This window comes from Caulobacter sp. RHG1, assembly GCF_013181195.1.
Lineage (GTDB): Bacteria > Pseudomonadota > Alphaproteobacteria > Caulobacterales > Caulobacteraceae > Caulobacter.
This window is the reverse complement of the sequence record NZ_SMZP01000001.1, coordinates 168,272-192,964: the sequence shown is the minus strand read 5'-3', so window position 1 is coordinate 192,964 and position 24,693 is coordinate 168,272. Positions and strand designations below refer to the sequence as shown.

28 protein-coding genes and 1 other RNA gene are annotated in these 24,693 nt (G+C 67.8%); 10 read left to right on the top strand and 19 right to left on the bottom strand.

Annotated elements, in window-relative coordinates:
* Positions 1-10 precede the first annotated feature (10 nt).
* The 3 genes from E1H18_RS00985 to fumC are packed head-to-tail and all read right to left on the bottom strand — an operon-like array spanning position 11 to position 2,483.
* Positions 11-682, bottom strand: a complete 672-nt coding sequence (locus E1H18_RS00985; protein ID WP_172262825.1) for a phytanoyl-CoA dioxygenase family protein — start codon at positions 680-682, stop codon at positions 11-13.
* Positions 683-684: 2 nt separating this feature from the next.
* Positions 685-1,092: a GNAT family N-acetyltransferase gene (locus E1H18_RS00980; protein WP_172262823.1), complete on the bottom strand. Its 408-nt coding sequence runs from the start codon at positions 1,090-1,092 to the stop codon at positions 685-687.
* Positions 1,092-2,483 carry a class II fumarate hydratase gene (fumC, locus tag E1H18_RS00975; protein WP_172262821.1) on the bottom strand — a complete coding sequence of 464 codons (1,392 nt, stop codon included), beginning with the start codon at positions 2,481-2,483 and terminating at the stop codon, positions 1,092-1,094. The genes E1H18_RS00980 and fumC overlap by 1 nt, the downstream gene beginning before the upstream one ends.
* A gap of 87 nt (positions 2,484-2,570) precedes the next feature.
* Here fumC and E1H18_RS00970 point away from each other — a divergent pair, with 87 nt between their 5' ends.
* Genes E1H18_RS00970 through E1H18_RS00960 form a run of 3 tightly spaced genes read left to right on the top strand, consistent with a single transcriptional unit; the run spans position 2,571 to position 4,644 of the window.
* A complete protein-coding gene (locus E1H18_RS00970; RefSeq protein ID WP_172262819.1) occupies positions 2,571-3,110 on the top strand; it encodes a DUF1697 domain-containing protein in 540 nt (179 codons plus the stop codon).
* Positions 3,111-3,131: 21 nt separating this feature from the next.
* The gene (locus E1H18_RS00965; protein ID WP_172262817.1) at positions 3,132-4,250 is read left to right on the top strand and encodes an acyltransferase family protein; all 1,119 of its coding nucleotides are present in this window, start codon (positions 3,132-3,134) and stop codon (positions 4,248-4,250) included.
* Positions 4,251-4,254: 4 nt separating this feature from the next.
* Positions 4,255-4,644 (top strand): RusA family crossover junction endodeoxyribonuclease, encoded by a 390-nt coding sequence (locus E1H18_RS00960; RefSeq protein ID WP_172262815.1) that lies wholly within the window; start codon positions 4,255-4,257, stop codon positions 4,642-4,644.
* Here the strand turns inward: E1H18_RS00960 and E1H18_RS00955 are convergent.
* From E1H18_RS00955 to E1H18_RS00925, 7 genes are all read right to left on the bottom strand, one after another.
* Positions 4,612-5,001 (bottom strand): hypothetical protein, encoded by a 390-nt coding sequence (locus E1H18_RS00955; RefSeq protein WP_172262813.1) that lies wholly within the window; start codon positions 4,999-5,001, stop codon positions 4,612-4,614. The two genes, E1H18_RS00960 and E1H18_RS00955, sit on opposite strands and share 33 nt — an antisense overlap.
* Positions 5,002-5,081: 80 nt before the next feature.
* Entirely contained in the window at positions 5,082-7,220 is a 2,139-nt protein-coding gene (locus tag E1H18_RS00950; RefSeq protein WP_172262812.1) for a serine hydrolase, read from the bottom strand.
* Between the two features lie 79 nt (positions 7,221-7,299).
* Positions 7,300-8,070, bottom strand: a complete 771-nt coding sequence (locus E1H18_RS00945) for a C13 family peptidase (protein ID WP_172262811.1) — start codon at positions 8,068-8,070, stop codon at positions 7,300-7,302.
* 7 nt (positions 8,071-8,077) lie between these two features.
* On the bottom strand, positions 8,078-8,551 hold the full coding sequence (locus tag E1H18_RS00940) for a PaaI family thioesterase (RefSeq protein ID WP_172262810.1): 474 nt from the start codon (positions 8,549-8,551) through the stop codon (positions 8,078-8,080).
* Entirely contained in the window at positions 8,548-9,027 is a 480-nt protein-coding gene (locus E1H18_RS00935) for an SspB family protein (protein ID WP_172262809.1), read from the bottom strand. The genes E1H18_RS00940 and E1H18_RS00935 overlap by 4 nt, the downstream gene beginning before the upstream one ends.
* Before the next feature lie 126 nt (positions 9,028-9,153).
* Positions 9,154-9,518, bottom strand: a transfer-messenger RNA (tmRNA) gene (gene ssrA, locus E1H18_RS00930).
* Between the two features lie 5 nt (positions 9,519-9,523).
* Entirely contained in the window at positions 9,524-9,757 is a 234-nt protein-coding gene (locus E1H18_RS00925) for an Atu4866 domain-containing protein (RefSeq protein ID WP_172262808.1), read from the bottom strand.
* A 266-nt stretch (positions 9,758-10,023) separates the two neighbouring features.
* Between E1H18_RS00925 and E1H18_RS00920 the strand changes: the two genes are divergently transcribed.
* Positions 10,024-10,935 carry an AraC family transcriptional regulator gene (locus E1H18_RS00920; protein ID WP_172262807.1) on the top strand — a complete coding sequence of 304 codons (912 nt, stop codon included), beginning with the start codon at positions 10,024-10,026 and terminating at the stop codon, positions 10,933-10,935.
* Here the strand turns inward: E1H18_RS00920 and E1H18_RS00915 are convergent.
* The 5 genes from E1H18_RS00915 to E1H18_RS26570 all read right to left on the bottom strand — a co-directional run bounded on the left by E1H18_RS00915 (position 10,883) and on the right by E1H18_RS26570 (position 14,753).
* On the bottom strand, positions 10,883-11,743 hold the full coding sequence (locus E1H18_RS00915) for a hypothetical protein (protein WP_172262806.1): 861 nt from the start codon (positions 11,741-11,743) through the stop codon (positions 10,883-10,885). The genes E1H18_RS00920 and E1H18_RS00915 overlap by 53 nt on opposite strands.
* Positions 11,744-11,746: 3 nt before the next feature.
* Positions 11,747-12,316, bottom strand: a complete 570-nt coding sequence (gene ilvN / locus E1H18_RS00910) for an acetolactate synthase small subunit (protein ID WP_172262805.1) — start codon at positions 12,314-12,316, stop codon at positions 11,747-11,749.
* A complete protein-coding gene (locus tag E1H18_RS00905) occupies positions 12,313-12,657 on the bottom strand; it encodes a GIY-YIG nuclease family protein (protein WP_172262801.1) in 345 nt (114 codons plus the stop codon). Before E1H18_RS00905 ends, ilvN begins: the two co-directional genes overlap by 4 nt.
* 139 nt (positions 12,658-12,796) lie before the next feature.
* Positions 12,797-14,602 carry an acetolactate synthase 3 large subunit gene (locus E1H18_RS00900; RefSeq protein WP_172262799.1) on the bottom strand — a complete coding sequence of 602 codons (1,806 nt, stop codon included), beginning with the start codon at positions 14,600-14,602 and terminating at the stop codon, positions 12,797-12,799.
* A gap of 103 nt (positions 14,603-14,705) precedes the next feature.
* The gene (locus tag E1H18_RS26570; RefSeq protein WP_223395793.1) at positions 14,706-14,753 is read right to left on the bottom strand and encodes a hypothetical protein; all 48 of its coding nucleotides are present in this window, start codon (positions 14,751-14,753) and stop codon (positions 14,706-14,708) included.
* Between the two features lie 174 nt (positions 14,754-14,927).
* Between E1H18_RS26570 and E1H18_RS00895 the strand changes: the two genes are divergently transcribed.
* Entirely contained in the window at positions 14,928-15,995 is a 1,068-nt protein-coding gene (locus tag E1H18_RS00895) for a serine hydrolase (protein WP_172262797.1), read from the top strand.
* On the opposite strand, the gene E1H18_RS00890 is transcribed toward E1H18_RS00895, so the two are convergent.
* On the bottom strand, positions 15,992-16,483 hold the full coding sequence (locus tag E1H18_RS00890; RefSeq protein ID WP_172262795.1) for a CinA family protein: 492 nt from the start codon (positions 16,481-16,483) through the stop codon (positions 15,992-15,994). The genes E1H18_RS00895 and E1H18_RS00890 overlap by 4 nt on opposite strands.
* 26 nt (positions 16,484-16,509) lie before the next feature.
* Positions 16,510-17,400, bottom strand: a complete 891-nt coding sequence (miaA, locus tag E1H18_RS00885; protein ID WP_172262793.1) for a tRNA (adenosine(37)-N6)-dimethylallyltransferase MiaA — start codon at positions 17,398-17,400, stop codon at positions 16,510-16,512.
* Between miaA and serB the strand changes: the two genes are divergently transcribed.
* Positions 17,381-18,259 (top strand): phosphoserine phosphatase SerB, encoded by an 879-nt coding sequence (serB, locus tag E1H18_RS00880; protein ID WP_172262791.1) that lies wholly within the window; start codon positions 17,381-17,383, stop codon positions 18,257-18,259. The two genes, miaA and serB, sit on opposite strands and share 20 nt — an antisense overlap.
* The gene (locus E1H18_RS00875) at positions 18,256-18,921 is read left to right on the top strand and encodes an HAD-IA family hydrolase (RefSeq protein WP_172262790.1); all 666 of its coding nucleotides are present in this window, start codon (positions 18,256-18,258) and stop codon (positions 18,919-18,921) included. Before serB ends, E1H18_RS00875 begins: the two co-directional genes overlap by 4 nt.
* Here the strand turns inward: E1H18_RS00875 and E1H18_RS00870 are convergent.
* Complete coding sequence (locus tag E1H18_RS00870; RefSeq protein ID WP_172262789.1) at positions 18,918-21,254, bottom strand: bifunctional diguanylate cyclase/phosphodiesterase; 2,337 nt, start codon at positions 21,252-21,254, stop codon at positions 18,918-18,920. The two genes, E1H18_RS00875 and E1H18_RS00870, sit on opposite strands and share 4 nt — an antisense overlap.
* The gene (locus E1H18_RS00865) at positions 21,254-21,871 is read right to left on the bottom strand and encodes a methylamine utilization protein (RefSeq protein ID WP_172262788.1); all 618 of its coding nucleotides are present in this window, start codon (positions 21,869-21,871) and stop codon (positions 21,254-21,256) included. Before E1H18_RS00865 ends, E1H18_RS00870 begins: the two co-directional genes overlap by 1 nt.
* Before the next feature lie 197 nt (positions 21,872-22,068).
* On the opposite strand from E1H18_RS00865, the gene E1H18_RS00860 reads away from it, so the two are divergent.
* The 3 genes from E1H18_RS00860 (at position 22,069) to E1H18_RS00850 (ending at position 24,634) form a co-directional block, all read left to right on the top strand.
* A complete protein-coding gene (locus E1H18_RS00860) occupies positions 22,069-22,950 on the top strand; it encodes a DUF3034 family protein (protein WP_172262787.1) in 882 nt (293 codons plus the stop codon).
* Between the two features lie 13 nt (positions 22,951-22,963).
* Positions 22,964-23,464, top strand: a complete 501-nt coding sequence (locus E1H18_RS00855; protein ID WP_172262786.1) for a group 1 truncated hemoglobin — start codon at positions 22,964-22,966, stop codon at positions 23,462-23,464.
* Positions 23,465-23,533: 69 nt separating this feature from the next.
* Entirely contained in the window at positions 23,534-24,634 is a 1,101-nt protein-coding gene (locus E1H18_RS00850; RefSeq protein WP_172262785.1) for a P-loop NTPase, read from the top strand.
* The last annotated feature ends 59 nt before the right edge of the window (positions 24,635-24,693 follow it).

The window sequence follows — 24,693 nt, the reverse complement described above, 5'->3', positions numbered from 1 at the left end:
CGCTACCACGTCAGCCGATGCCTAGCCATTCCAGCCCACCCGGCAGGTCGAAGTCGGCATAGTCTGCCTGCAGCACCCTGCGCTGTCGCGGCGGGTCGGCGCGATCGGAAGCGTGCAGGATCGGTGTCGAATAGACCCAGACGTCACCGACCTGGGCCAGGCAAATCTGCTGGGGCAAGGCCTCGGCCTCTCGCGCCGCCGTCTCGGCTGCAACGCGACCCAGCCGGTGGGACCCCAGCGCCACCCTTAGAGGCGCATTGCTGGCGTCGACCGGGTCGAGGTGGACGCGGACGGTGAGCATGCGGGCCAAGACGTCGAAAGGCGGCGCGACGTGCAGGACGCCGTCCTTGGTCGACCAGGGGCCGAAGCCTTCGACCTCGCGGCGTTCGCGGACCGGGATCACGCGATCCTGGTGCCAGGCGACGATCCAGTTGGCGTCAGGCGTCTTGTCGAACATCACCGCGCGAACGGGGCGGGCCTTGTCAGAGGTGTGGCGGGCGGCCAGCGCGCCTACGGGACCTTCGAGAGACAGCACGCGCGCCAGAGCCGGATGGCCGCGCAGGCGGGCGCCGGGACGGCCGCCAACGACCTCATCGGCCAGGGCGCGCAGGGTTTCGATCTCGGAACCGGAAAGCAGGGCAGGCGCCAGGACGGCGCCGTCGCGGCTCAGCGTATCGCGCATGGTCAGCCCCTTCGCATCACGTGCGTCCACGGGCCGCTGGTGTCTGAGATGAAGCCTTGCACCTGCCAGAACGGTGCGGCGACGGCGGCCTCGACCGTCAGCAGGCCGACGCTGTCGAAGCCCTCATGGATGAGGGCCGAGGCCAGGGCGGTCGCCACGCCTCTACGGCGCATCGTGGGGCGGACGTAAAGCGGACCCAGGCGGCGGGCCGGCTCGGACGCGGCGGGTTCGACGGTCATGCCGCCGACGCCCGCCAGCGATCCGGCCAGGAAGGCGACGAGGAGGGCCTCGCCGTCGTCCTGAAAGCGCGCGCTGTCGGTCGGCAGCGCCACGCCTTCGCCGGAGGCCTCGGCGACCAGGTCGTCGAAGCCGTCCGGCAGTTCGTCGAACAGACGAACCAGTTGGAGCATCAGCCCGGCGAGACCATCTTTTCCGGACGGACGTACTGGTCGAACTCTTCGTTGGTCAGATAGCCGCCGCCGACGGTTTCCTCGCGCAGCGTGGTGCCATTCTTGTGGGCCGTCTTGGCGATCTTGGCGCAGGCGTCGTAGCCCAGGCGGCCGTTCAGGGCCGTCACCAGCATCAGGCTGTTCTCGACGCCCTTCTGGATGTTCTCCAGGCGCGGCTCGATGCCGACCACGCAGTTGTCGGTGAAGCTGATGGCCGCATCGGCCAGCAGGCGGACCGACTGCAGGAAGTTGTAGGCCATCACCGGGTTGAACACGTTCAGCTCGAAGTGGCCCTGGCTGCCGGCGAAGGTCACGGCGGCGTGGTTGCCGAACACCTGCACGCAGACCTGGGTCAGGGCTTCACATTGGGTCGGGTTGACCTTGCCCGGCATGATCGACGAGCCGGGCTCGTTTTCCGGCAGCGACAGTTCGCCCAGGCCCGCGCGCGGGCCCGAGCCCAGGAAACGGATGTCGTTGGCGATCTTGAACAGGCTGGCGGCGACCGTGTTGATGGCGCCGTGGCTGAAGACCATGGCGTCGTGGGCGGCCAGGGCCTCGAACTTGTTGGGGGCGGTGGTGAACTCAAGGCCGGTGATCGCGGCGATGGCCTCGGCCACGCCTTCGGCGAAGCCGATCGGGGCGTTCAGGCCGGTGCCGACGGCGGTGCCGCCTTGGGCCAGCTGCATCAGCTTGGGCAGGGTGCTCTCGATGCGCTCGATGCCGTTGGCGACCTGTTGCGTATAGCCGCCGAACTCCTGGCCCAAGGTCAGGGGCGTGGCGTCCTGGGTGTGGGTCCGGCCGATCTTGATGATGTCGGCCCAGGCCTTGGTCTTGGCTTCCAGGGCGGCGTGCAGGTGCTTGAGGGCCGGCAGCAGGTCGTGGACGATCTGTTCCGCGCAGGCCACGTGCATGGCCGTCGGATAGGTGTCGTTCGACGACTGGCTCATATTGACGTGGTCGTTGGGGTGGACGGGCTTCTTCGTGCCCATCTCGCCGCCCAGGATCTCGATCGCGCGGTTCGAGATCACCTCGTTGGCGTTCATGTTCGACTGGGTGCCCGAGCCGGTCTGCCAGACGACCAGCGGGAAGTGGTCGTTGAGCTTGCCTTCGATCACTTCATTGGCGGCCTGGACGATGGCGTCCTTCAGGCCCGCGTCCAGCTTGCCCAGCTTGAAGTTGGTCTCGGCGGCGGCGCGCTTGACGATGCCCAGGGCCCGGACGACCGGCAGGGGCTGCTTCTCCCAGCCGATCTTGAAGTTCCCCAGGCTGCGCTGGGCTTGCGCGCCCCAGTAGCGGTCGGCGGCGACGTCGATGGGGCCGAAGGTGTCGGTCTCGGTGCGCGTGGCGGTCATGCAGGCGATCTCCGGAAAAACGGTCGAGCGCGGTCTAGACCTTGAGCGGCGGCAGGGCAATGTTCGCGGGCCTCAAGGAGCCGTCCAATGAACGCTTATGTCGCCCTGCCGCGCGCCATCAACACCGGCAAGCGCAAGGTGTTGAAGGAGGATCTGCTGGGCGTCGCCCAGGACCTGGGCTTTCGGGAGGCCAAGACCTATCTGGCCAGCGGCAATCTGGTGCTTTGGGGCGACCAGCCAGGCGGGACAGCGCTGGAGGCTCGGCTGGAGGACGCCCTGGAGGCGCGGATGGGCCTGCGCGCGGAGTTCATGGTGCGTGACCCGGCCGACCTGCGGGCGATCATCGACGCCAATCCTTTCCCGGCCGAGGCCGCCGACCATCCCAGCCACCTGATCGTCACCTTCATGAAAACGCCGCTGCCGGCGGATGACGAAGAGATCCTGCGCGCAGCGATCAGCGGACCCGAGCGGTTCGCAGCCCTGGGGCGCGAAATCTACACCGACTTTCCGATCAGCATGGCCGACTCGATCCTCGACCGCGAATGGAAGAAGACCAAGCGCACGCCCCTGGGCACCGGGCGAAACTGGAATACGGTGCTGAAGTTGGCGGAGATGATCGGCGCCTGAAGAAGCTTCGGGGGAGGAGCGATGTCTGGAAGCCAACGCCTGGTGGCGCTGGACCTGCTGCGCGGGCTGGCCGTGGCCGGCATGATCCTGGTGGTCAGTCCGGGCTCGTGGTCGATGGTCTATGCGCCGCTGAAGCATGCCGACTGGCACGGCTGGACGCCAGGCGACCTGGTGTTCCCGACCTTCCTGACCTGTGTCGGCATGGCCATCGGCCTGATGGTCCCGCGCCTGACGCCAGCGGACCGGGCGCGCCCGGCGCTGTGGCTGAAGGTGGCCCGTCGCACGGCGTTGCTGATCTTGCTGGGGTTGGCGCTGAACGCCTTACCGGCTCTGGATCTGGCGACCTTGCGGATTCCGGGCATCCTGCAGCGCATCGCTCTGTGCTACGCCCTGGCCACGGCGATCTGTGTGCTGACAGCCGGACGCGGGGAGGGCGGTCGCCTGGCCTTCAACCTGCCAGCCGCGGCGATCGCAACGACGGCGCTCTTGGCGATCTACTGGGCGCTTATCGCCTTCGTGCCGGTTCCAGGGTTCGGTGTGGGCCGCCTCGACGCCGAGGGCTCTCTGCCGGCCTATGTCGACCGTGTGGTTCTCACGGTCCCGCACCTGTGGAACCAAGGTGTCACCTACGACCCCGAGGGGCTGCTCTCGACCTTGCCGGCGACCGTCAACGTGCTGCTGGGCACTGTCGCCGCGCGGCTGGCGGCGCAGGGGCGCAAGGGATGGGTCCTGGCCCTCGGCGTCGTGCTGATCGTCGCCGGTCTGGCGCTGGATCCGGTCATGCCGATCAACAAGCGGCTCTGGACGCCCAGCTTCGCCTTGCTGAGCAGCGGGATAGCGACCGTGGTCTTCGTCGGGCTGGAGATGGTTTCGAAGTCCAGGCGCGGCGGCTGGCTGCTGATCGTCCTGGGCGGCAACGCCATCCTGGCCTTCATCCTGTCGCAGCTGCTGGGCGTGTTCGGCGGCCTGCCGATCCTGCCCGGCGCCCAGCCGACGCCGCAGGGCTTCATCTATGCTCAGGTCCTCAAGGCCATCGCCGATCCTTATCTGGCTTCCCTTGCCTGCGCGGTTCTGGTTCTTGCCTTGATCACCGCGATCCTGATCCCGCTGCACCGCCGTGGGATCCACCTGAGGCTCTGAAGACTTGCTCGACGACGACTGGACTCACCATGGCAAGGTCCGCGCCCGCGAGGCCGGGGGCGAACTGACCCTCATCGTCGACGGCCTGACCACCCAGGGCAAATACTACAAGCCGCTGATCTACGAGTTCTTCCGCAAGTCGTGGCGCGGCTCGCGCCCGGCCTGGGGCGAGTTCAGCGTCGAGATCGGCATGGAGTATATCGGCGAGCCGCCGTGGATGGATCTGGACAACCTGGCCAAGGCGCTGCTGGACTCGATCAAGGGCTACGCCTTCCACGACGACGCCCAGGTCGCCCGACTGCTGGTCGAACGCCGACCGGGCGAGCGCGAGCGGATCGTCATCCAGGTGCGCAAGCTCAACTCAAGCCTTATGCGGCGCACGCTCGAAGATTGAGGCCGCCACGGCGACATAGGCCACCATCAGATAGGCGCCGTAGCGGCCGATGCTGACCGGGTCCGGGCTGCCGGGCATGACCTCGGCATAGCGGGCGACCACCAGGGCGCCGGCCACCAGGCCCGGGGTCGAGAACAGCAGCATCGGAAACAGTCGCCGCCGGCGCGGCGTGTGCGTCAGCTTCGCCACCGCCTGGAAGGCGAAGGTCACGACCGCGGCCGTGGCGAACGCATTGATCGCATAGAACCAGAAGGCGCTCTCCAGCAGCCCTCCGCCGAATGCGGCGTAGAACAGAGTGGCTGCCGACCAGGCCGCCAGTCCCGTTCCCCCAAACGCCAGACCGTCCAGTTTTGACACGATGCGTCTCCCTCGCTCGCTTCCCCGAACGACGATCTGCAAGCCAGGCGCCGTTCAGGGAGAGCAGGAAAGAGACGAGATCAGCTCCAGGGCAGCAGGTAGCCCCAGGCGCCCAGCAGCACGCTGAGCAGGACGAACAGCAGGGCGGTGTAGGTGAAGCCCACCTTGCGCAGGCCGCTCCAGCTGTCGACCCGGCGACCGCCGCGCCAGACCATCGGCAGGGCGCCCACGGTCAGGATGGCCAGCACCGACGCCACCAGGGCGCAGGCCGAGCCGGTCAGCAGCCAGCCGCTGGGCCAGCCGAAGAACACTGCGGTCTCGTCCGAGGCCCGCAGGGCGAAGATCCCGGCGCAGCCGGCCGAAACCAGCCACAGAACCGACTGCATGATCTGCATCTGGCTGGCGCGAGCCTGGACCGGGGTCTGGCGCGCCTCGCGGCGGTTGCGGACAAAGACGCCCAGGATGGTGGCCAGGCTGGCCAGGCCGGTCAGTACCGCCGCCCAGGCCAAGAGGCCTGCTGAACGGAAGAAGCCGATCCGCTCGTAGGTGGCGAAGCCGCGAGTGGCGTAGAAGCGCGAAGGACGGTCGCCATTGGGATCGAAGACCAGGGTCTGGGCGCCGTCCACGGCGCGGAACACACCGGGGCGGTCCGTACCGTTGAACAGGGTGCTGATCCCGCTGTCGGTGACCGACAGGCGGCCGTCCGGCGTCGCGCGGACGATGGCGCGGCGGGTGATGCGGTTGGTGAAGCCTTCCAGGCCGCCATAGGCGCGGCGGGTGGTCAGGTACTCGCCCTCATAGGCGCGGGCCTGGTCGTAGGTGATGGCGCTGTCGGCGGGCACGGCCGGGGCCTGGGCGTAGAAGTGCTCGACGATCGTCGCAGGCAGGGTGGCGGGCAGGTTGGCGCCGCTCTCGGTGTTGACCGAGACGAAGATCCCCAGGCCCAGCTCCGGCGCCAGGACCATGTTCGAATGGAAGTAGAGGGTGTCGCCGCCGTGGCCGAAGCCGCGGCGCGCGCCGGGCAGAGCGATCTCCTGGAAGCCGGCGTTCCAGCCGGCCGCTTCCGGCGCGGGGCGGTACATCGAGGTGCGGAAGGCCTGGGCGGTCTTGGGCGAGAATACGGTCTTGCCGTCCAGCGTGCCGCCGTTCAGCAGCAGCATCATGTAGCGCGCCATGTCGGCGGCCGTGGTCGAGGCGGAAGCGGCGGGCGCCACCTGGCCCATGAACTCGCGGGGCTGGACGCGCCAGCCGGCCGAGGTCCACGAGTAGCCGTCCGACAGGTCGGCGGCCAAGGTCTCGTTCATGGGCGCGGGCAGGCCGTCTCGCCATGGGCGAGCTTCGCGGAAGGTCGTGCGGGTCATGCCCGTGGGCAGGATGATCGCCTCGCTGACCAGCTGCTCGTACGGCTTGCCGACGACGTTGGACACGGCCGCGCCGGCCAGGGCGGCGCCGTAGTTGGAATAGCTGGGCAGCAAGCCCGGCTCGCGCACCCGACGCGGACGTTCCTGGCGCAGATAGTCGGCCAGGTTCCGCACGCGGTTGGGATCGCGCTCGAACAGCTGGCCCAGGGCGCGGTCCTCGAACCCGCCGGTGTGGGTCATCAGGTCGCGCAGGCGGACCTGGGTCTTCTTGCCCTGGTCTTTGATCTGCAGCGGCTCGGGCAGGTACAGGTTGACCGGACCGTCCAGGCGCATGCGGCCGGCCTCGATCTCGTTCATCAGGGCGATCCAGGTGAACGTCTTGGAGATCGAGGCGACGCGGAACAGGGTCTTGTCCGGATCGACGGCCTTGTGCTGGCCCAGATTGGCGAAGCCGTAGCCCTTCTTCAGCACGACCTGGCCGTTCTGGACGACCGAGACGGTGACGCCAGCGATGTGGTCGCGGCTCATCGACCGGCGCACGACGCCGTCGACGAAGGCTTCCAGTTGCGGACCGGCCAGGGGCGTGACGCCGGCGACGGGCGCGGGCGGCGGGGCCACAGCGGCAGGCGCCGCAGCAGGCGCAGCGGCGGCCGCTTGAGGCGGCGTCGCGGCGGCCGGGCGCGGAGCAGGGCGCACGCGGCGAGGGCGCAGGCTGTTATAGGGGCGAGGACCGGCGTTCAGCACCGGATCACTGGCGGGCGGCGCGGCGTCTTGGGCGCGCGCTTCGGCGCCCGTGATGGACCATAGGGCGAGGAAGGCCGCCGCGAAGGCGGCTGCAGGCGAAACGCGCGACGTCAACGATGTCCCCTAGATCAGAAGCGGAAACTTCCAACCCTGGTGTAACGTGGTTGACGCCAGGGTCAAACCCGATCGGCCGCTAAGGGGCCTGTGTCTTGTTCCGAGGGAAGGCGTAGAGCGGCAGCATCGGCCGCAAGGCCGCTCCCACCCAGACCTGGGGCTCGGAGGCGGGTTCGGCGCCGGTCTCCTTTTCCTTGCGCGCCACACAGGCCTGGACGCCCGCGCCGAGGGCCGCAAAGTCCTTGGCCTGAGGCGCGGACGACAGGAAGCAGTCGTCGAAATAGGGATACTTGTCGCTCTCGCCGCAGCCGAACGAGGCGCGGTCGGGGCGCGCGGCGGTCAGGATCAGCCGGTTGTTCTTCTGCAAGGGCGCGATGAAGACGCCGGAAAAGCAGGCGGAGATCACCACGACGCTGGGACGGTTCGGGCAGGCCTCGTCCAGCATCGCGGCCAGGCGGTGAGGGCGCAGCATCGCCTTGCCGAGAATCACTCCCTCGGGGCTGCCATGGGTGCTGATGTAGAACAGGCAGCCGGCTTTGGCGGCCTGAGCGCCGGCGAGCATGGCCTCGCGCAAGGTCTTGGCGTCGGCGCGGCCGGGCGTCTCGATCGGATAGCGCTGCGGACGCACCGAGAACTGGCGGATGGCGCTCTTGTCGAAGCCCAGGTCGACCAGGGTCCTGGCGACGTCACGACGGGCGTTGTCGAAGGCTTCGGTGTCGCCGCCTTCGTGGGCCTGGTAGTCGCCCGCGACAACGAGCGCGGTCCAGCCGGCGAAGGGGCCGGTGCGGGCGGTCGCGGGCGGCGAGAACAGCAGGACCAGAAGCCCGATGATCGCCGCCGCAGTTCGCATGACGCCTCTATTTCTTCTTGAAGCTGGCGAAAGGCGTAGGGATCGCCGTGCCGCTGGCCTTGGCCAGCAGGCGTCCCTCGGCGTCGTACAGCTCGCCCTCGGTGAAGCAGACCGTGCGGCCCCATTTCACGACGCGACCAACGCCCCGCAGGCTGCCCGGCATGGCCGGACGCAGGAAGCTGGTTTTCATCTCCAGGGTCGGGACCACGTGGGTCATGCCGGAGGAGATCATGCCGGCCACCGACATGGCCTCGTCCAGCATGGCGCAGACATAGCCGCCCTGGACCTGGCCCATGGGGTTGCACAGCAGGTCGGCGCGCGCCGTGAAGCCCACCTCGACCTCACGGTCGGCCTGACGCACGGCCAGCAGCTCGAAGCCCAGGGTCTGGGATCCGGTCGGCTGGTTCTTGGATGCGCGGAAGCGCTCGAGGATCGCCTCGTCCGTCAGGGTCTGCGGAGCGTCCGAGGCGATGTCGGTCATTTCTTGCGGAACTGGTCCAGCGAAACGATCTTGGGGCCTTCGTCGCCGGTGGGCGGGGCGGCCTCTGGTTCGGCTTCCGGCTCGGGCTCGTCCTCGATGATCTCGGGGGCGGTGAACTGCAGGGCGAACTGCACCGACGGATCGTAGAAGCGGGTCAGGGCCGCATAGGGGACCTGAAGGCGCTTGGGCTGACCGCCGAACTTCAAGGTCACCGAGAAGAAGGCGTCGCCCGGGGTCAGGTCCCAGTACTGGTGCTGCAGGACGATCGTCATCTCGTCAGGGTACTTGCCCAGCAGGTCCTGCGGGCCCGAGACGCCCGGCGCCTTGGTCTTGAAGGTGATGTACAGGTGGTGCGGCTCAGGCAGGCCGCCCGGCGCAGCCGCCTTCTTCAACGCCGCCTTGACCACGCCGCGCAGGGCGTCCTGGGCCATGGCCTCGTACTGCATGAGGTCTTCGGGCGGTTGGGTCTGGGACATGCGCGGAGTCGATACTTCGAACTGGAAACGAGACTCCGAACCTAACGCGTCAGGCGGCTCGCGCAAAGCGGGCGTTGTCGGAATCCGACGCGATGCAAACGATGTTGCGACAGTGATCTGGTGGAAAGTGGAGGGATTCTGTTGGCAGGCTCCCTCCGGGCCCCGCCTAGGGATCTGAACCCCTAGGACTTAAGAGGCGAATTCACCTGCACCGCATTACGCGGCGACGGCGAACTCTTCAGCGAAGTTATCGTTCGCATTTAGAAAAATGACCCGAAACGGTGGGTCAAGCCGAGAGAAAGCATACACCTTTACACGTCTGTCGATGCTGATCGGCCCCATGCAGTCCCATGATAACTTGGGAGAGATTGGTGGAGCCGCCGGGAATCGCACCCGGGTCCAGTCCGCTTATTACGTGCGCGTTTATCCCCATAGTCCGGCCGAAACCGGACATGTCCAATATAGGGGGTTCGGATCGCTTATGGAAGGGTGGGGCTCAAGCTGTCCCCAGGCTGAGGCGACCGTCGACCAGCGTGCCGCTGATCACCGCGCCGCGGTCCTCGAACAATTTCAGCGTTTCTCCCTCCAACACATAGACGCCGGTGAAAACGTCGAGGAAGCCGCCGTGGGTCTCGATGAAGCGACCGTCGGCGCGCAGTTCCAGGCTGATGCGCCCGTCGGGCGAGCTCCAGACGCCGGCGACCGGGATGTGGGGAACAATGGCGGACATGAACATGGGCGATCCTCCGGTTCAGGCAGGGCGGGGACCAGGACGGAGGCGTCGGTCGGACCGGCCGCTGCGCGTCTCGTCATGATCTCGAATTTTGGGGGCGGTTCCGCTGGGGAAGCGGAACGAGGCCACTATGCAGGGCGGGGGCGTCCAGCCGGTAGACCGATGCTCCGACATGATTGCACGATCCTCCGCAACCGAACGCCGTCTGGTGACGGAGGATCGTGCAAGGCTTAGAAATAGCTTCGCACCGACAAGGAAATCCGATGAGCACGCGCGAGGCGCTGGCCGCCCTGATTGAACGATTCACACCCGACGAAGGCCCGCACGACACTTGCTGCGGACCGCGTGTGGGCCTCTATCGCGTGCACCAGCCCACCGAGCCGATGCACGCTGTGCACGATCCGGCCTTCTGCGTGCTCGCCCAGGGCCGCAAGCGGGTGCTGGTCGGTGACGTCGTCCATCACTACGACTCCCACAACTTCTTCCTGGCCGCGGTCGACGTGCCGGTGGCCGGCCAGGTGATCGAGGCTTCGCCCGAGGCGCCGTACCTGTCGTTCCGCATCACCCTGGACCCGACCCTGGTCAGCGAGATGATCATGGAGGCTGGTTTGGCCGCGCGCCTGGACGCCGCCGCGCCGCTGGTCGGCGGCCTGTCGGCCGGGGCCATGACGCCGGCGCTGTTCGACGCCTGCTGCCGGATGGTCAGTCTGATGGACACGCCCGACGACGCCCCGATGCTGGCCCCGCTGATCGAGCGGGAGATCCTCTATCGCCTGCTGACCGGCGAGCACGGCCCGCGCCTGGCCCAGATCGCCCGCCGCGACGGCCGTCTGCGCCAGGTCAATCGCGCCATCGGCTGGATCAAGCGCAACTTCGACCAACCGTTCAGCATCGACGCCGTGGCCGAGGAGGCGCGGATGAGCGCTTCGGCCCTTCATCAGCACTTCAAGGCCGTGACCTCGCTGTCGCCGCTACAGTACCAGAAGCAGATCCGCCTGCAGGAGGCGCGCCGCCTGATCCTGGTGCAGCGCCTGGACGCCGCCACGGCCGGCCACTCGGTCGGCTACGACAGCGCCTCGCAGTTCAGCCGCGAATATGCCCGCCTGTTCGGCGCTCCGCCGCTCAGGGATGTGGCGCGCCTGCGGGAACAGCCGGAACAGATGGCGGGGGCGTAGCCTCTTCCTCGTCCGGCGCGATCGGGACGATGTCGGGCTGGGGGCGGTTGCTGTCACCCGCGCGCAGCCGCCCGCCGGCCTCGATCAGCGAAAAGTAGGCCGAGGCCTGGCGCGAGAAGTCCGCCCCGCGCGGCAGCACCGCATCGAAACGTGGGTCGCGACCGACGGCGGCGCCCAGAGCAGCCGACAGGATGGGGGCGATCGAGCCGACCTCCGCATCGTCGCAGGCGCGGCGCAGATGCCGCGCCTGACCTGGAACGACCAGGGTGGCGTCCCACGAGACGCCGTCCACGCACAGCGCCGGCACCGCGCCGCCGCCATAGTCGACGATCACGGCGCGGGGTTGGCTCCAGGCCGGATCGGCGGGCAGGGCTTTCAGTGGCGCGATCTGCGCCTCGGCCAGCTCGGCGTCGATGTCGACGCGGCGGCCGATCTCGGGCGTGCAGCAGCCCAGGCCCGCGCGGGCCTGGACGAAGGCGCGGCCGTCGCGGCGCAGGGTGACGCGGACCACGACCTGGCGCACGCCGCGCGCGGGCCGGGCCCAGACTTCCAGGATCAGTTCGCCGCGCTTGAGCACTTGGCTCTGCAAGGGCTGCAGGCCCCACAGGCGGTAGAGCAGGGGCTCGACGCCATTGTCGATCGGGATCGGGTGGTCGTTGCGGCCGAGGCGGCGATTGTAGAGCGGCTCGGACTCGGCTGGCGGCCGGGGAATCTCCGGCGACCACCAGGCGATCGGATCGGGAACGGGCGCGGCCTGCTGGGCGGAGGCGAGGGCCAGCCCCGCGATCAGTCCGGTCAGGCCGCTCATCGCCTACATCCCTTCGACGCCCCGCTCGATGGAAAGGACGCCGGTGCGCGAAAGTTCCACCAGGCCCAGGGGGCGCATCAGGTCCAGGAACTTGTCGATCTTGGACGGTGCGCCCGAGATCTCGAACACGAAGCTCTCCAGCGTGGTGTCGACCGGCTTGGCGCGGAAGATCTCGGCGATGCGCAGGGCCTCGACCCGATCGACGCCCGAGCCGCGCACCTTCACGAGGGCCAGCTCGCGCTCGACGCCGTTGGGATCGCGGGTGACGTCGTGGACGCGGCGGACATTGACGACCTTGTTCAGCTGGGCCTCGATCTGGTCCAGCACCTGGCGCGTGCCGCGGGTCACCACGGTGATGCGGCTGGTGTGGGCCTTGCGGTCGGTCTCGGCGACCGTGAGGCTTTCGATGTTGTAGCCGCGCGCGGCGAACAGGCCGACCACGCGGTGCAGAACGCCGGGCTCATTGTCGACCAGCAGGGCGAAGGTCGCCGTCTGCTCACTCTGCTCGTTGGGGCTGAGGTCGTAGGCCGAGGCGGGAGCCAGGAGGGAGGCGGGTTGGACGTTAGCGGTCATGTCTGAGCTCTGACTTCTGGTTCGTTTTGTAGCAGGGGCTTTCCGGCTCTACGCCGTGACAAGGCGGGGAGCTTGTCCCATTCGCCGCGTATCATGGCTTCTTTCTTGGCGCGCGACCAACCCTTGATGCGGCGTTCCGCGGCGATGGCGTCGGTGATGAACTGGAAGGCCTCGCACCAGACCAGTTCTACCGGGAGGCGGGCCGAGGTGTACTCGCCTCCAAAGCCTTGCTGATGCATCGACACCCTGGCCGCTACATCGGGTCCGCGATGAGAGCCGACGTAGTAGGAGCCATCCCGGCATCGCAGCATGTAGACCCACGCGCTTTGGAGATCGTGCATCCGCCTTGCGTCCTTCGAGGCCCGCTGCGCGGGCGCCTCAGGATGAGGAAGTTGGTGCGGGAGGAAAGCGGAAAAACAATCCACTCACCTCATCCTGAGGCGCCCTCCGTGAGGAGGGCCTCGAAGGACGCAGGGCCGATCATACCAACCCCGCGCCGGCCTCGCCGATCACATTCCCGATGTCCTCGACCTCGCCCATGATCATCTCGTTGTGGGCTTTGCCCGAGGGGATCATCGGCAGGCAGTTCTCGTGCTTCTCGACGCGGCAGTCGAAGACCACGACCTTGTCGCTGTTGATCATCTCCAGGATCTTGCCGTCCAGTTCGGCCGGGTCGCTGCAGCGGATGCCGACGGCGCCATAGGCCTCGGCCAGCTTCACGAAGTCGGGCAGGCTGTCGGAATAGGAGTGGCTGTAGCGCTCGCCGTGCAGCAGCTGCTGCCACTGGCGGACCATGCCCATCCATTCGTTGTTCAGGATGAAGATCTTGACCGGCAGGTTGAACTGGATCGCGGTCGACAGTTCTTGGATGCACATCTGGATCGAGGCTTCGCCGGCGATGTCGATGACCAGGCTCTTGGGGTGGGCCATCTGCACGCCGATCGCGGCGGGCAGGCCGTAGCCCATGGTGCCCAGGCCCCCCGAAGTCATCCAGCGGTTGGGCTCTTCGAAGCGATAGAACTGCGCGGCCCACATCTGGTGTTGGCCGACTTCGGTCGTGACGTAGCTGTCGCGATCCTTGGTCAGCGCGTACAGGCGCTCGATGGCGTACTGCGGCTTGATCACCGTTTCCGAGCGGCGATAGTTCAGGCACTGGCGAGCGCGCCAGGCGTCGATCTGGCTCCACCAGTCGCTCAGGGCGGCCTTGTTGGGCTGATGACCGCCGGCCTTCCAGGCGGCGATCATGTCTTCCAGGATCGAACCGGCGTCGCCGACGATCGGCAGGTCGACGCGGACGTTCTTGTTGATCGACGAGGCGTCGATATCGATGTGGATCTTCTTGCTGCCCGGTGAGAAGGCGTCCAGGCGGCCGGTGACGCGGTCGTCGAAGCGGGCCCCGACGCAGATCATCACGTCGCAGTCGTGCATGGCGTTGTTGGCCTCGAACGTGCCGTGCATGCCCAGCATGCCCAGCCAGGCCGGATCGGCCGCCGGGAAGGCGCCCAGGCCCATCAGGGTCGAGGTCACCGGCGCGCCGGTCAGGGCCTGCAGCTCGCGCAGGGCCTCGCTGGCCTTGGGGCCGGCGTTGATGACGCCGCCGCCGGTGTAGAAGATCGGACGGCGCGCGCCGGCGATCAGCTTCACGGCCTCGGCGACGCGGTTGGCGTCGCCCTTGGTCTTGGGCGAATAGGCGTGGCTGGAGGCGACTTCGGTGGGGCCGAAATACTCACCCTTGGCGAACTGGACGTCCTTGGGGATGTCGATCAGCACCGGGCCCGGACGGCCGGTGGTGGCGATCTTGAAGGCCTCGTGGATGATCTGCGGCAGGTCGCGGACGTCTTTGACCAGATAGTTGTGCTTGGTGCACGAGCGGGTCATGCCGACGGTGTCGGCTTCCTGGAAGGCGTCGGTGCCGATCAGGTGGGTCGGGACCTGGCCGGTGATGACGACCATCGGGATCGAGTCCATCAGGGCGTCCATGATGCCGGTGATGGCGTTGGTCGCGCCCGGACCCGAGGTGACCAGGACGACGCCCGGCTTGCCCGACGACCGCGCATAGCCCTCGGCGGCATGGGTCGCGCCCTGTTCGTGGCGAACCAGGATGTGCTGCAGGCGCGGCTCGTGGAACAGCGCGTCATAGATCGGCAGGACCGCGCCGCCCGGATAGCCGAACAGAACCTCGACGCCCTGATCCACGAGGCCGCGAACCACGATCTCGGCGCCGGTCATGGCGCGATCTGCGGTCTGGGCGGGAGCCTTGCTCTCGATGGTCTGATGGGCGGTCATGGCAGTGATCCGGTGGGGAAAGGGGGGGAAGCTGAAGGCTGAAAAGAAAAAAGGCCCCGAAGGACCTTTGCGCGCGCGACCGAGCTACGTCGTGACTTCGAGGTCACGCCGCGGACGGCCGCTCCATAAGTACGATCATGGTTTTGCGCACGAGTCTTGCTCCAAACTTGTGGAAAGGGTGATGGCATGCGTGCGTTGGAGCGTCAAGGCGCTGATTGCCGCAAGGTTCTGCCTCTGCGGGGCGATGTGACCTTACCGGAGTTTCACGTGACAGGGGCAGGTTTTCCCCATCACGGTCGCGCCGCTGCAATCAGGGGGCGTTTAAATGTTCGGACGGCGCGAATTTCTGGCGGGGGCCGCCGCCCTGGGCTTGGCTGAAAAGGCCTCGGCCACGGTGCTGTCGGGCGGCGCGGCCGACCAGGCCGTCGACGCCTTTCTCAAGACGCAAGCCTTCCAGGGCGTGGTGCTGATCGGCAAGGCCGGCAAGCCAATCTATTCGCGGACCGTCGGGTTCAAGGACATCGAGGCCAAGACGCCGACGACGCTGGACACGCCCTATGTGATCGCCTCGATCTCCAAGTGGCTGACCTCGACCGCGGTGATGAAGCTGGTCGAGGCTGGCAAGCTGGACCTGGACGCGCCGATCTCGACCTGGTTGCCAGACTATCGTGCGGACACCGGCGCCAAGGTCAAGCTGCGCCACCTGCTGACCAATGTCAGCGGCGTCCCGAACGGTTTCGCGACCTGGACCAAGGCCAATCCCGATCCGGACCTGTTCAAGAAGACCTTCACCACCCGCGAGGCGGTGAAGCTGTGGTGCTCGGGCGACCTGGCTTTCGAGCCGGGGACGAAGTTCGACTACGCCCTGACCAACTGGGTGATCGTCACCGCCATCATCGAGGCGGTGGCCGGCAAGCCCTACGCCCAGGCGATGTCCGAGTTGGTCACCGGGCCGCTGGGCCTTTCGCGCACCACGCCGGTCGATCCGCCGGGCTTGGCGGTGTCGTACCGGACGCTGGAGCCGCTGGTCCGGCAGTCCAACGACCGTTTCCCATTCTTCGCGGCCAGCGGCGGTTACGCCAGCACGGCCAGCGACCTGCTGAAGGCCGCCCACGCGATCTTCGACGGCCCGTTCCTGCCGCCGACGCGCAAGAAGGCGCTGCTGACCGTGGGCTGGCCTGACCAGGACTACGCCCTGGGCGGCCGGGTGAAGCCCCTGTTCGCTGACGGCCTGCCGCGGGTCTTCGCCTGGGAGACGGGCAGGGCGGCCGGCTATCGCTCGGTGCTGGGCCACCGCTTCGACGACCGGACCACCGTGGTGCTGCTGAACAATACGGGTATCACCCAGAAGGCGATGGACGAGTTCGCCTACGCCCTGTTCGCAACGGTCTAGGCTTCGGCTTCCAGGGTCTGCGCCAACAGCTCTAGCGCCGCCACAGCGAAGGCTTGCATGTTGGCCGGACGCTCGGCGCTGCCGGTTTCGAGCGTGGCGCTGACGGAGGTCTCCTCGCCGACCGCGGCCATGCAGCAGTGGCCGGGGGCGTCGCCGTAGCGGTTGCCGTCCGGCCCGGCCGCGCCGGTTTCCGAGAGCCCCCAGGTCGCCTTCAGGTTCTTGCGCGCCACGCGGGCCAGCAGGACGGCATAGGGCTCGCTGGCCGAGCGCAGCCCGTCCATGGCCTTCTGCGGGATATCGATCAGGGTCAGGCGGGCCCGCGCCGTATAGACGACCGCGCCGCCGACATAGAACTTCGAGGCCCCCGGCACGGCCAGCAAGGCCGCCGAGATCAGGCCGCCGGCCGAGGACTCGGCGATGGCGACGGTCTCGCCGCGGGCGGTCAGCAGGGCGGCGACGCGTTCGGCGGCGGCGTTGAGGTCGGACATGTTCTTCTTTTTCTTTCGTCAGGCGATCAAGGAACGACGCGTTCCCAGTCGGGCGTCTGGTTGCGGAACCAGGTCAGCTGGCGCTTGGCGTAGCGGCGGGTTTCCTGCCGGGCGGCGTCCAGGGCCTGGTCGAGCGTGGTCTCGCCGCGCAGGTGGGCGGCGAACTCGCGATAGCCCACGGCCTTGAGGGCGGGGAGAGACGGGTCCAGGCCACGCGCCTCCATGGCGCGCACCTCGTCCAGCGCGCCATGCTCGACCATCGCCGACAGGCGGGCGTCGCAGCGGGCGTAGAGCTCGGGGCGGGGCGGATCCAAAACGAAACCCTTCCAGGTCCCGGGCTGCAGCGCCGGCTTGGTGTCGGTCTGCCAGGCGGTCAGCGACTTGCCGGTGGCCACGGCCACGGCGTGGGCGCGGACCAGCCGCTGGCGGTCGCCGACCTCGATGCGGGCCTCGGCTTCGGGGTCCAGCGGCTTGAGAATCTCGCGAAACTCTTCCTCGCCGCGGGCGGCGTAGAGCAGGCCGGAGATCTCGCGCTGGGTCTCGGGCACCGGCGGCACATCGGCCAGGCCGTGCGTCAGGGCGCGGAAATAGAGGCCGGTGCCGCCGACAACGATGGCCGGGTTTCCGCGCGCTTCGATTTCGGAAAGGACCTTGGTCGCCGCCTCCAGCCAGCGGCCGACCGACCAGCCGACGGCCGCATCGACCACGCCGAACAGGTGATGCGGGGCGAGGGCGGTCTCCTCGGGCGGCGGTCCAGCCGTGAGTACGCGGAGGTCCGCATAGATCTGCATGGAGTCGGCGTTGACGATCTCAGCCCCGATCCGCTGCGCCAAATCCAGCGCATGGGCGGACTTGCCGCTTGCGGTCGGTCCCGCGATCAGCCAGATGCGGGGCACGATGTCCGAACTCTCCACCATTCCGACCGTCCTCACCATCGTGGGGGCAAGCCCCGACGCTTACGCCCAAGCCGTTTCGCGCGTCGAAGCCGGGCTGTCCACCCGTCGCGAGGATCTGGGGCCGCTGGCCGCAGACTTCTTCATCGAGGGCGGCGACCTGGAGGCGGTCAAGTCAGGCCTCGCCGCCTTGGCGGTCGACTTTGCCGTTCAGTCCATCGAGAACCGCCGCAAGCGCCTGCTGATCGCCGACATGGACTCGACGATCATCAATGTCGAATGCCTGGACGAACTGGCCGACTTCGCCGGGGTCAAGGACAAGGTCTCGGAGATCACCGAACGCGCCATGCGCGGCGAGCTGGCCTTCGAAGGCGCCCTGCGCGAGCGGGTCGGCATGCTGAAGGGCCTGGGCGTCGAGGCGCTGCAGAGCTGCTACGACCAGCGCGTGCAGCTGAACCCGGGCGCCGAGATCCTGGTGCGCACCATGGCCCAGCACGGCGCGCGCTGCGCCCTGGTCTCGGGCGGATTCACCTTCTTCACCAGCCGGGTGGCGCAGGCGGCGGGCTTCCACCTGAACCGCGCCAACACCCTGATCGAGGCCGACGGCGCGCTGACCGGCCAGGTCGGCGATCCGATCCTGGGCAAGGAGGCCAAGCTGGCCGCCCTCAACGAAGAGACTTCGGCCCTGGGTCTTACGCCGGCCGACGCCTTGGCCGTGGGCGACGGCGCTAACGACCTGGCCATGATCGAGGCCGCTGGCCTGGGCGTGGCCTATCGGGCCAAGCCGATCGTCGCCGCCCAGGCCCACGCGAAGGTCGACCACACCGACCTGACGACCTTGCTGTACTTCCAGGGCTACAGGGCTGCGGAGTTCTGGTCGTGAGCTTCCCCCGCCGCGTCGACGCCGTCGTCTTCGACATGGACGGTCTGCTGCTGGACACCGAGACCGTCTATCGCGCGGCGATGATCGAGGCAGGAAGCGTGTTCGGCGTCGAGTTCACCGGCGCGACCTATGCCGCCATGGTCGGCAAGACGACCCCGGAATGCGGTGTGATGCTGCAGGGCCTGTACGGTGAGAGCTTTCCCGTTCGCGCCTATTACGAGCGGGTCTGGGCCGACGTCGAGGACCTGCTGGCCGCCGAGACCCGTCTGAAGGCGGGGGTGGTCGAGATCCTCGACTATCTGGACGATCTGGGCCTGCCGCGCGGCATCGCGACCTCGAACGGCCTGCCGGCGGTCGAGAAGTATCTGGGCCGCTTCGACCTGCTGCGCCGCTTCAACGCGGTGGTCGCTCACCAGGACGTCACCCGGCACAAGCCCAATCCCGATCCCTATCTGCTGGCGGCCGAGCGCATCGGCGTCGACCCGCTGCACTGCCTGGCGCTGGAGGACAGCCACCCCGGCGTGCGCGCCGCCCACGCGGCCGGCATGATGACGGTGATGGTGCCCGACATCCTCGATCCCAACGAGGAGATGCACGACAAGTGCATCCACATCGCCGAGAGCCTGCACCACGTGATGGAGCTGCTGAAGGCGTCGACCTAAGCCAGCTTCCGCGCCGGCGCTTCCGCCGGCAGGTCGATGGACCATTCGCCCAGGAACGCGACCAGCTTGTCCAGGCCCAGCGGCTTGGCGACGAAATAGCCTTGGGCGAGGTCGCAACCCATCAGCTGCAGGGCGGCCAGGCCCTCGCGGGTCTCGACGCCCTCGGCGGTGACCTTCATGCCCAGGCTGTGGGCCAGGTCGATCGTGGACTTGACGAGCAGGGCGTCCTTGCCGCCCGACTCCAGGGTCATGACGAAGGCCTTGTCGATCTTCAGCTCGTCGGCGCGGATCTGTTTCAGATAGGCCAGGGACGACAGGCCTGAGCCGTAGTCGTCGATCGACACGGCGATGCCCGCGTCGGCAAAGCGCTCAAGCACGCCCAAGGCGACGTCGGGATTGCCGATCACGGCCGTCTCGGTGATCTCGAAGCACAGGCGAGCGCCGGCCGCCTTGACCTTGGCCAGGGCGTGGCGGGCGAAGTCGGCGTCGTCGATCAGGCGGCCCGAGACGTTGACCGACATCAGCACGTCATGGCCGGCTGCGCGCAGCTGGGCCTGATCCTCGATGGCCTGGGCCAGGACATAGTCGGTCAGGGCGCGGATGTGGCCGGTCTCTTCGGCCATGCCGACGAACAGGTCCGGACGCACGAAGCCGCGGGTCGGATGGTTCCAGCGCACCAGGGCCTCGACGCCGGAGATCGCGCCGGTGCGCAGATCCAGCTTGGGCTGGTGGTTCAGATAGAGCGCGCCGCTGCGCACGGCCTCCAGCATCTCGCTCATCAAGGAAAGGTTGGCGGCCGGGTCGCCATAGGCCTCGGCGTCGAAGGCCATGATCTTCTTGTGGGCGGCGCGAGCCTGGTCCAGGGCGATCAGGGCGCGTTCGATCAGGCGAGCCGCGTCCAGTTCTCCGACGCTGGCCGCGGCCAGGCCGTGGGTGATGTGGACGTCGACCGGTTCGCCACCGAGCAGGATCGGGGCCTCCAGCTGCGGCAGGACAGAGTCGATGATGGCCAGCACCGCGTCCAGGTCGTCATTGTCCGAGATCACGCACAGGATCGAAGTGGTCAGTCGGCCGACCATTGCGCCAGGCGCGATGTCCATGATCCGCTGGCCCAGCTTGGCGACCAGTTCGGTGGCCAGTTCATAGCCGATGGCGGCGCGCACCTGCGGAAAGCGATCGAAGCCGACGGCGGTGACGACGACTTGCTGGTTGGCGCCGATCCCGGTCAGCCGACCTTCGATCGTGCGCTCCAGGGCGCGGCGGTTGGGCAGGCCTGTTTCGCCGTCATGCAGCGCTTGGCGGGTCATTTCCGCCTCGCGCTCGCGGATTTCGCCGGCCATCAGGTTGAAGCTCTGGGCCAGGCGGCCGATCTCGTCGCGGGTGGTGACCTCGACGATGACCTCTTCGCCGCGCTGTAGGCGCTGAGCGGCTTCGTCCAGCGCCACGATCGGCTTGGAAATGCCGCGCGACAAGGCCCAGCTGGCAGCGGCGACCAAGGCGGCGCCGATCAGGCCGACGATCACCACGGCGCCCATCAATGGCCGGTAGGGGGCCATGGCCTGGGCCATGGGGTAGCGCAGCACCAGGGCCGCGCCGGAAGCCTTGTCCAAAGCCTTGATCGGCTTGACCAGCACCAGGCTGTCGGCCCCGCCGCGCAGCATCCGCGGTTCGCTCACCTTGTCGTGCATGGCCTGGCCGACGAAGGCCGTCAGGGCGGGATTGGCCGGGCCGTGGTCAGCCGAGATCCACTTGCCGCCGCGCAGGTCGAAGACCTGGGCGTCCAGGCCGATGGCCGACAGCTTCTCCAGAGCCTGCATCTCCGGCTCGTCCAGGCGGGCGGCGAACACGATCCAGCCGGTCAGGGTTGGCGACAGGATGGGGGCCGAGATCAGCTGGTAGGGTTGGCCGTCTATGGCGAACACGCCCTGAGCGCCGTCTTCGGCGTCCAGCGCGCCCCACAGCTTCTCGAGGTCCAGGCGCGCGGGATCCACGCCCGTCACGTCGCCGTCGACGCCCACCGTGAAGGCCAGGTCCAGGCCCAGGCGCTGGCGCAAATTGGCGATGGCCGACTCCACGGTCGGGCGGTCATGGGTGGCGATGGCGGCGCGGAAGCCGAAATCACGGGAAAGCAGGTCTGCGCCGTCTTGCAGGCGCTGGGTGCGCAGGGCCCAGACCCGGTCGAAGACCGTGCCCGACGCGGCCAGTTCCTGGCGCACGGTGCGCTGGGCGTTGCTGGCGATCGCCACATAGACCGTCACCGCCACGAGGCTCAGCGCCAGGGCGAAGAGCCCGGCGTAGAGCACCGTGAGCTTGGTCTGGAGGCGCTGGAACATCAGTGCGGGGCCGGGGCCCGCAGCTCGATCGACACCGCTTCGCGCGCCGCGCCGGCGGGAAGACTGGTGGTCGTAAGGGTCTTTTCGTTCTTCATGCCGCGCAGATACGGGTGCCAGACCTTGGCGACCACGGCGCCGGCCGGGACGTCCTGGATCGTCACCACGCCGTTGGCGTCCGTCTTGCCGGCATAGGCGGTGTCGACCACGCGGATGAAGCCGACCATCTGGTCGTGGATATTGCAGCCGATCGCCGCGACGCCCGCCGCGTTCATCTTGGCGGTGCGATTTTCCTCGCGGCCATACAGCTTGATCTCGAACTTGTTGCCGGCCGAGAACGAATAGACGTGGTGGCGAACCTTATCCAGGTTCGGGAACGACACGTCGGCGCCCACCGGGACCACCAGCACGAACGGACTGAACTGGATGTTCTGCTGCGCAACGCGGTAGGCCCAGGGGAACTTGATCGGACCCTTGGTCGGCTGGCCGTTCGGATAGACCATGACCACGGCGTCGGGCACGGGCTTGCCATCGGTCCCACGGACCGTCGTGGTGAAGTCGCCCGCCAGTGCGTGTCCGCCCCAGAGCGCAACCATCGGAAGTAGAACGATGCGTTTCATTAGATTTCTCCTAGCTTGGGCGGAGTGAAATGCGCGTCAACGGGAGCGTAGAGTTGTCGCAGGTGCGACACGGGGTGCGACAACCTGTTTTGGGTTTTTTCCTATACTCGAAAACTCTCCGTAAGAACTTTCACGGCAAGGGTCCTGCGCGTTGGTCTGCGGCAAAGCTCGCGGCCAGCTCGATCAGGAGGGGCCTTATGAAACGACTTTCGAAAACCGCGCTGGCGGCGATGGCCCTGGGCGTCTGCGCCGCGGGTGGCGCGCACGCCGGCGAGATCGAGACGGGCGGCAAACTGCTGCTGACCCACGGCGTCAGCGCGGTCGAGGGCGGGGCTGGCGGGGGCCTGACCTCCTGGGCGGTGATCGCCGGCAACGAGACCAATCGCGGCGTCGGCGGCGAGGTCCACGGGACCTATGTCGACGTCAAGGACTACAAGCTTCGCGCCTTTGGCGGCGCGGTGGGTTGGCATGATCGCGTCGAGCTGTCGGCTGCGCGCCAGGAGTTCGACACCGGCGCGACGGGCGCCAAGCTGGGTCTGGGGAAGGGCTTCACCTTCAAGCAGACGGTGCTGGGCGCCAAGGTCAAGGTCCTGGGCGACGCCGTGTACGAGCAGGACAGCTGGGTCCCGCAGATCGCGGTCGGCGTCCAGTACAAGGACAACAATCAGGACGCCATCGTCCGGGCCGTCGGCGCCAAGAAGGACAGCGGCGTCGACGTCTATGTCGCGGCGACCAAGCTCTTGCTGGACAAGTCGCTGGTGCTGAACGGCACGGTGCGCCTGACCAAGGCCAACCAGATGGGCCTGCTGGGCTTCGGCGGCGACCAGAGCAACGCCTACAAGCCTCAGTTCGAGGGCTCGGCCGGCTATCTGCTGAGCAAGCGCCTGGTCGTCGGGGCCGAGTACCGGACCAAGCCCAGCAATCTGGGCTTCGCCAAGGAAGACGACTGGAAGGACCTGTTCGTCGCCTACGCCGTCAACAAGAGCCTGTCGGTGACCGCCGCCTATGTGGACCTGGGCGACATCGCCACCTTCAAGAACCAGCGCGGGCTGTACCTGTCGCTGCAGGCCGGCTTCTAAGGGAAACGCGATCATGAAAAGCTTCATCCTCGCCGGCCTCGCCGCGATCACCCTGTCCGGTTCGGCCTTCGCCCAGGAGGCGGTGGTTCCGCCCGGCGAGAAGCCCGTTGACGCCTACAAGCAGTCCAACGCGAATGCTGACGCCACGCCGATGACCGACCAGAAGACCTTCGAGGCCTTCCACGGCAAGGAGGGCATCGACCGCATCGTCGAGACCCTGGTCGAGCGCAACTTCGCCGACCCGCGCATCAAGGACTTCTTCGCCGCCGCCGACAAGGTGCGGCTGAAGCGGACCCTGAAGGAGCAGTTCTGCTACATCCTGGGCGGCGGCTGCGACTACACCGGCCGCAACATGAAGGACTCCCACAAGGACCAGGGCACGACCAACAAGGACATGAACGCCCTGATCGAGAACCTGCAGTTCGCGATGGACAAGGAAGGCGTGCCCTTCGCCGCGCAGAACAAGCTGCTGGCCAAGCTGGCCCCGCAGCAACGCGACATCGTGGAGCGCTAAGCGCTTCCACGGACTTGTAAAAGCCGGCGGTCACGCGGATATGAGCCCCCTGTATCAGGAGGCCCGCCCGTGACCGCTACTCTCGACGACGCCCGCACGGCGCTGGACCAGATCGTCGATCCGGCGAGCGGGCAGGGACTGGTGACCGCCGGTCTCGTCCAGGGCCTGGTGGTCCGCAATGGCCGCGCCGGCTTCGTGCTGGAAGTGCCGGCCCGTCAGGTCGGCCGCTACATCCCGGTCCGCGAGCTGGCCGAGCAGGCCCTGGCCGCCTTGCCTGGCGTCGAGACCACCCAGGTCGTGCTGACCTCCGAGGCCGCCGAGGGGGCGACCCGGGTCCGCAAGGGCGCGTCGATCAAGGAAGACCCTCAAGCCCGCATCGTCCCGCCGCCCGGCGCGGAAAAGCCTGCTCACGTCCGCCATGTCATCGCCGTGGCCTCGGGCAAGGGCGGGGTGGGCAAGTCCACCGTCTCCACCAATCTCGCCGTCGCCTTCGCCAAGATGGGCCTGCGCGTCGGCTTGCTGGACGCCGACATCTACGGTCCCTCGGCCCCCAAGATGATGGGCGTCGACGGCGATCCGCTGTTCGAGGGCGAAAAGCTGCAACCGCTCGAAGCGCACGGCGTCAAGGTGATGTCGATCGGCTTCATCGTCGACGAGGGCAAGGCGATGATCTGGCGCGGGCCGATGGCCTCGTCGGCCGTGCGCCAGATGATCCACGACGTGGCCTGGGGCTCGGAAGATCAGCCCTTGGACGTGCTGGTCGTCGACCTGCCGCCCGGCACCGGCGACGTCCAGCTGACCCTGGTGCAGAAGCTGCGCATCGACGGCGTCGTGCTGGTGACCACGCCGCAGGAGATCGCCCTGATCGACGCCCGCCGCGCGGCGGTGATGTTCGAGAAGACCGCCACCCCGATCCTGGGCCTGATCGAGAACATGGCCTTCTTCGCCGATCCGTCGACCGGCGCTCCGATCCCGATCTTCGGTGAAGGCGGCGGCGTGGCCGAGGCCGAACGCCTGGGCGTGCCGCTGCTGGGCCAGATCCCGATCGAGATCGCCGTCCGCCTGGGCGGCGACCAGGGCGTTCCGGCCGTGATCGGCGAGCCCAAGGGGCAGGCGGCCGAGGTGTTTGTCTCCGCGGCCCAGACCTTGTGGAAGACCATCAGCCACTGACCACAAAAAGCCCGCCCGGATCGCTCCGGGCGGGTTTCTCGTTTCAGCCTTAGCTCTGC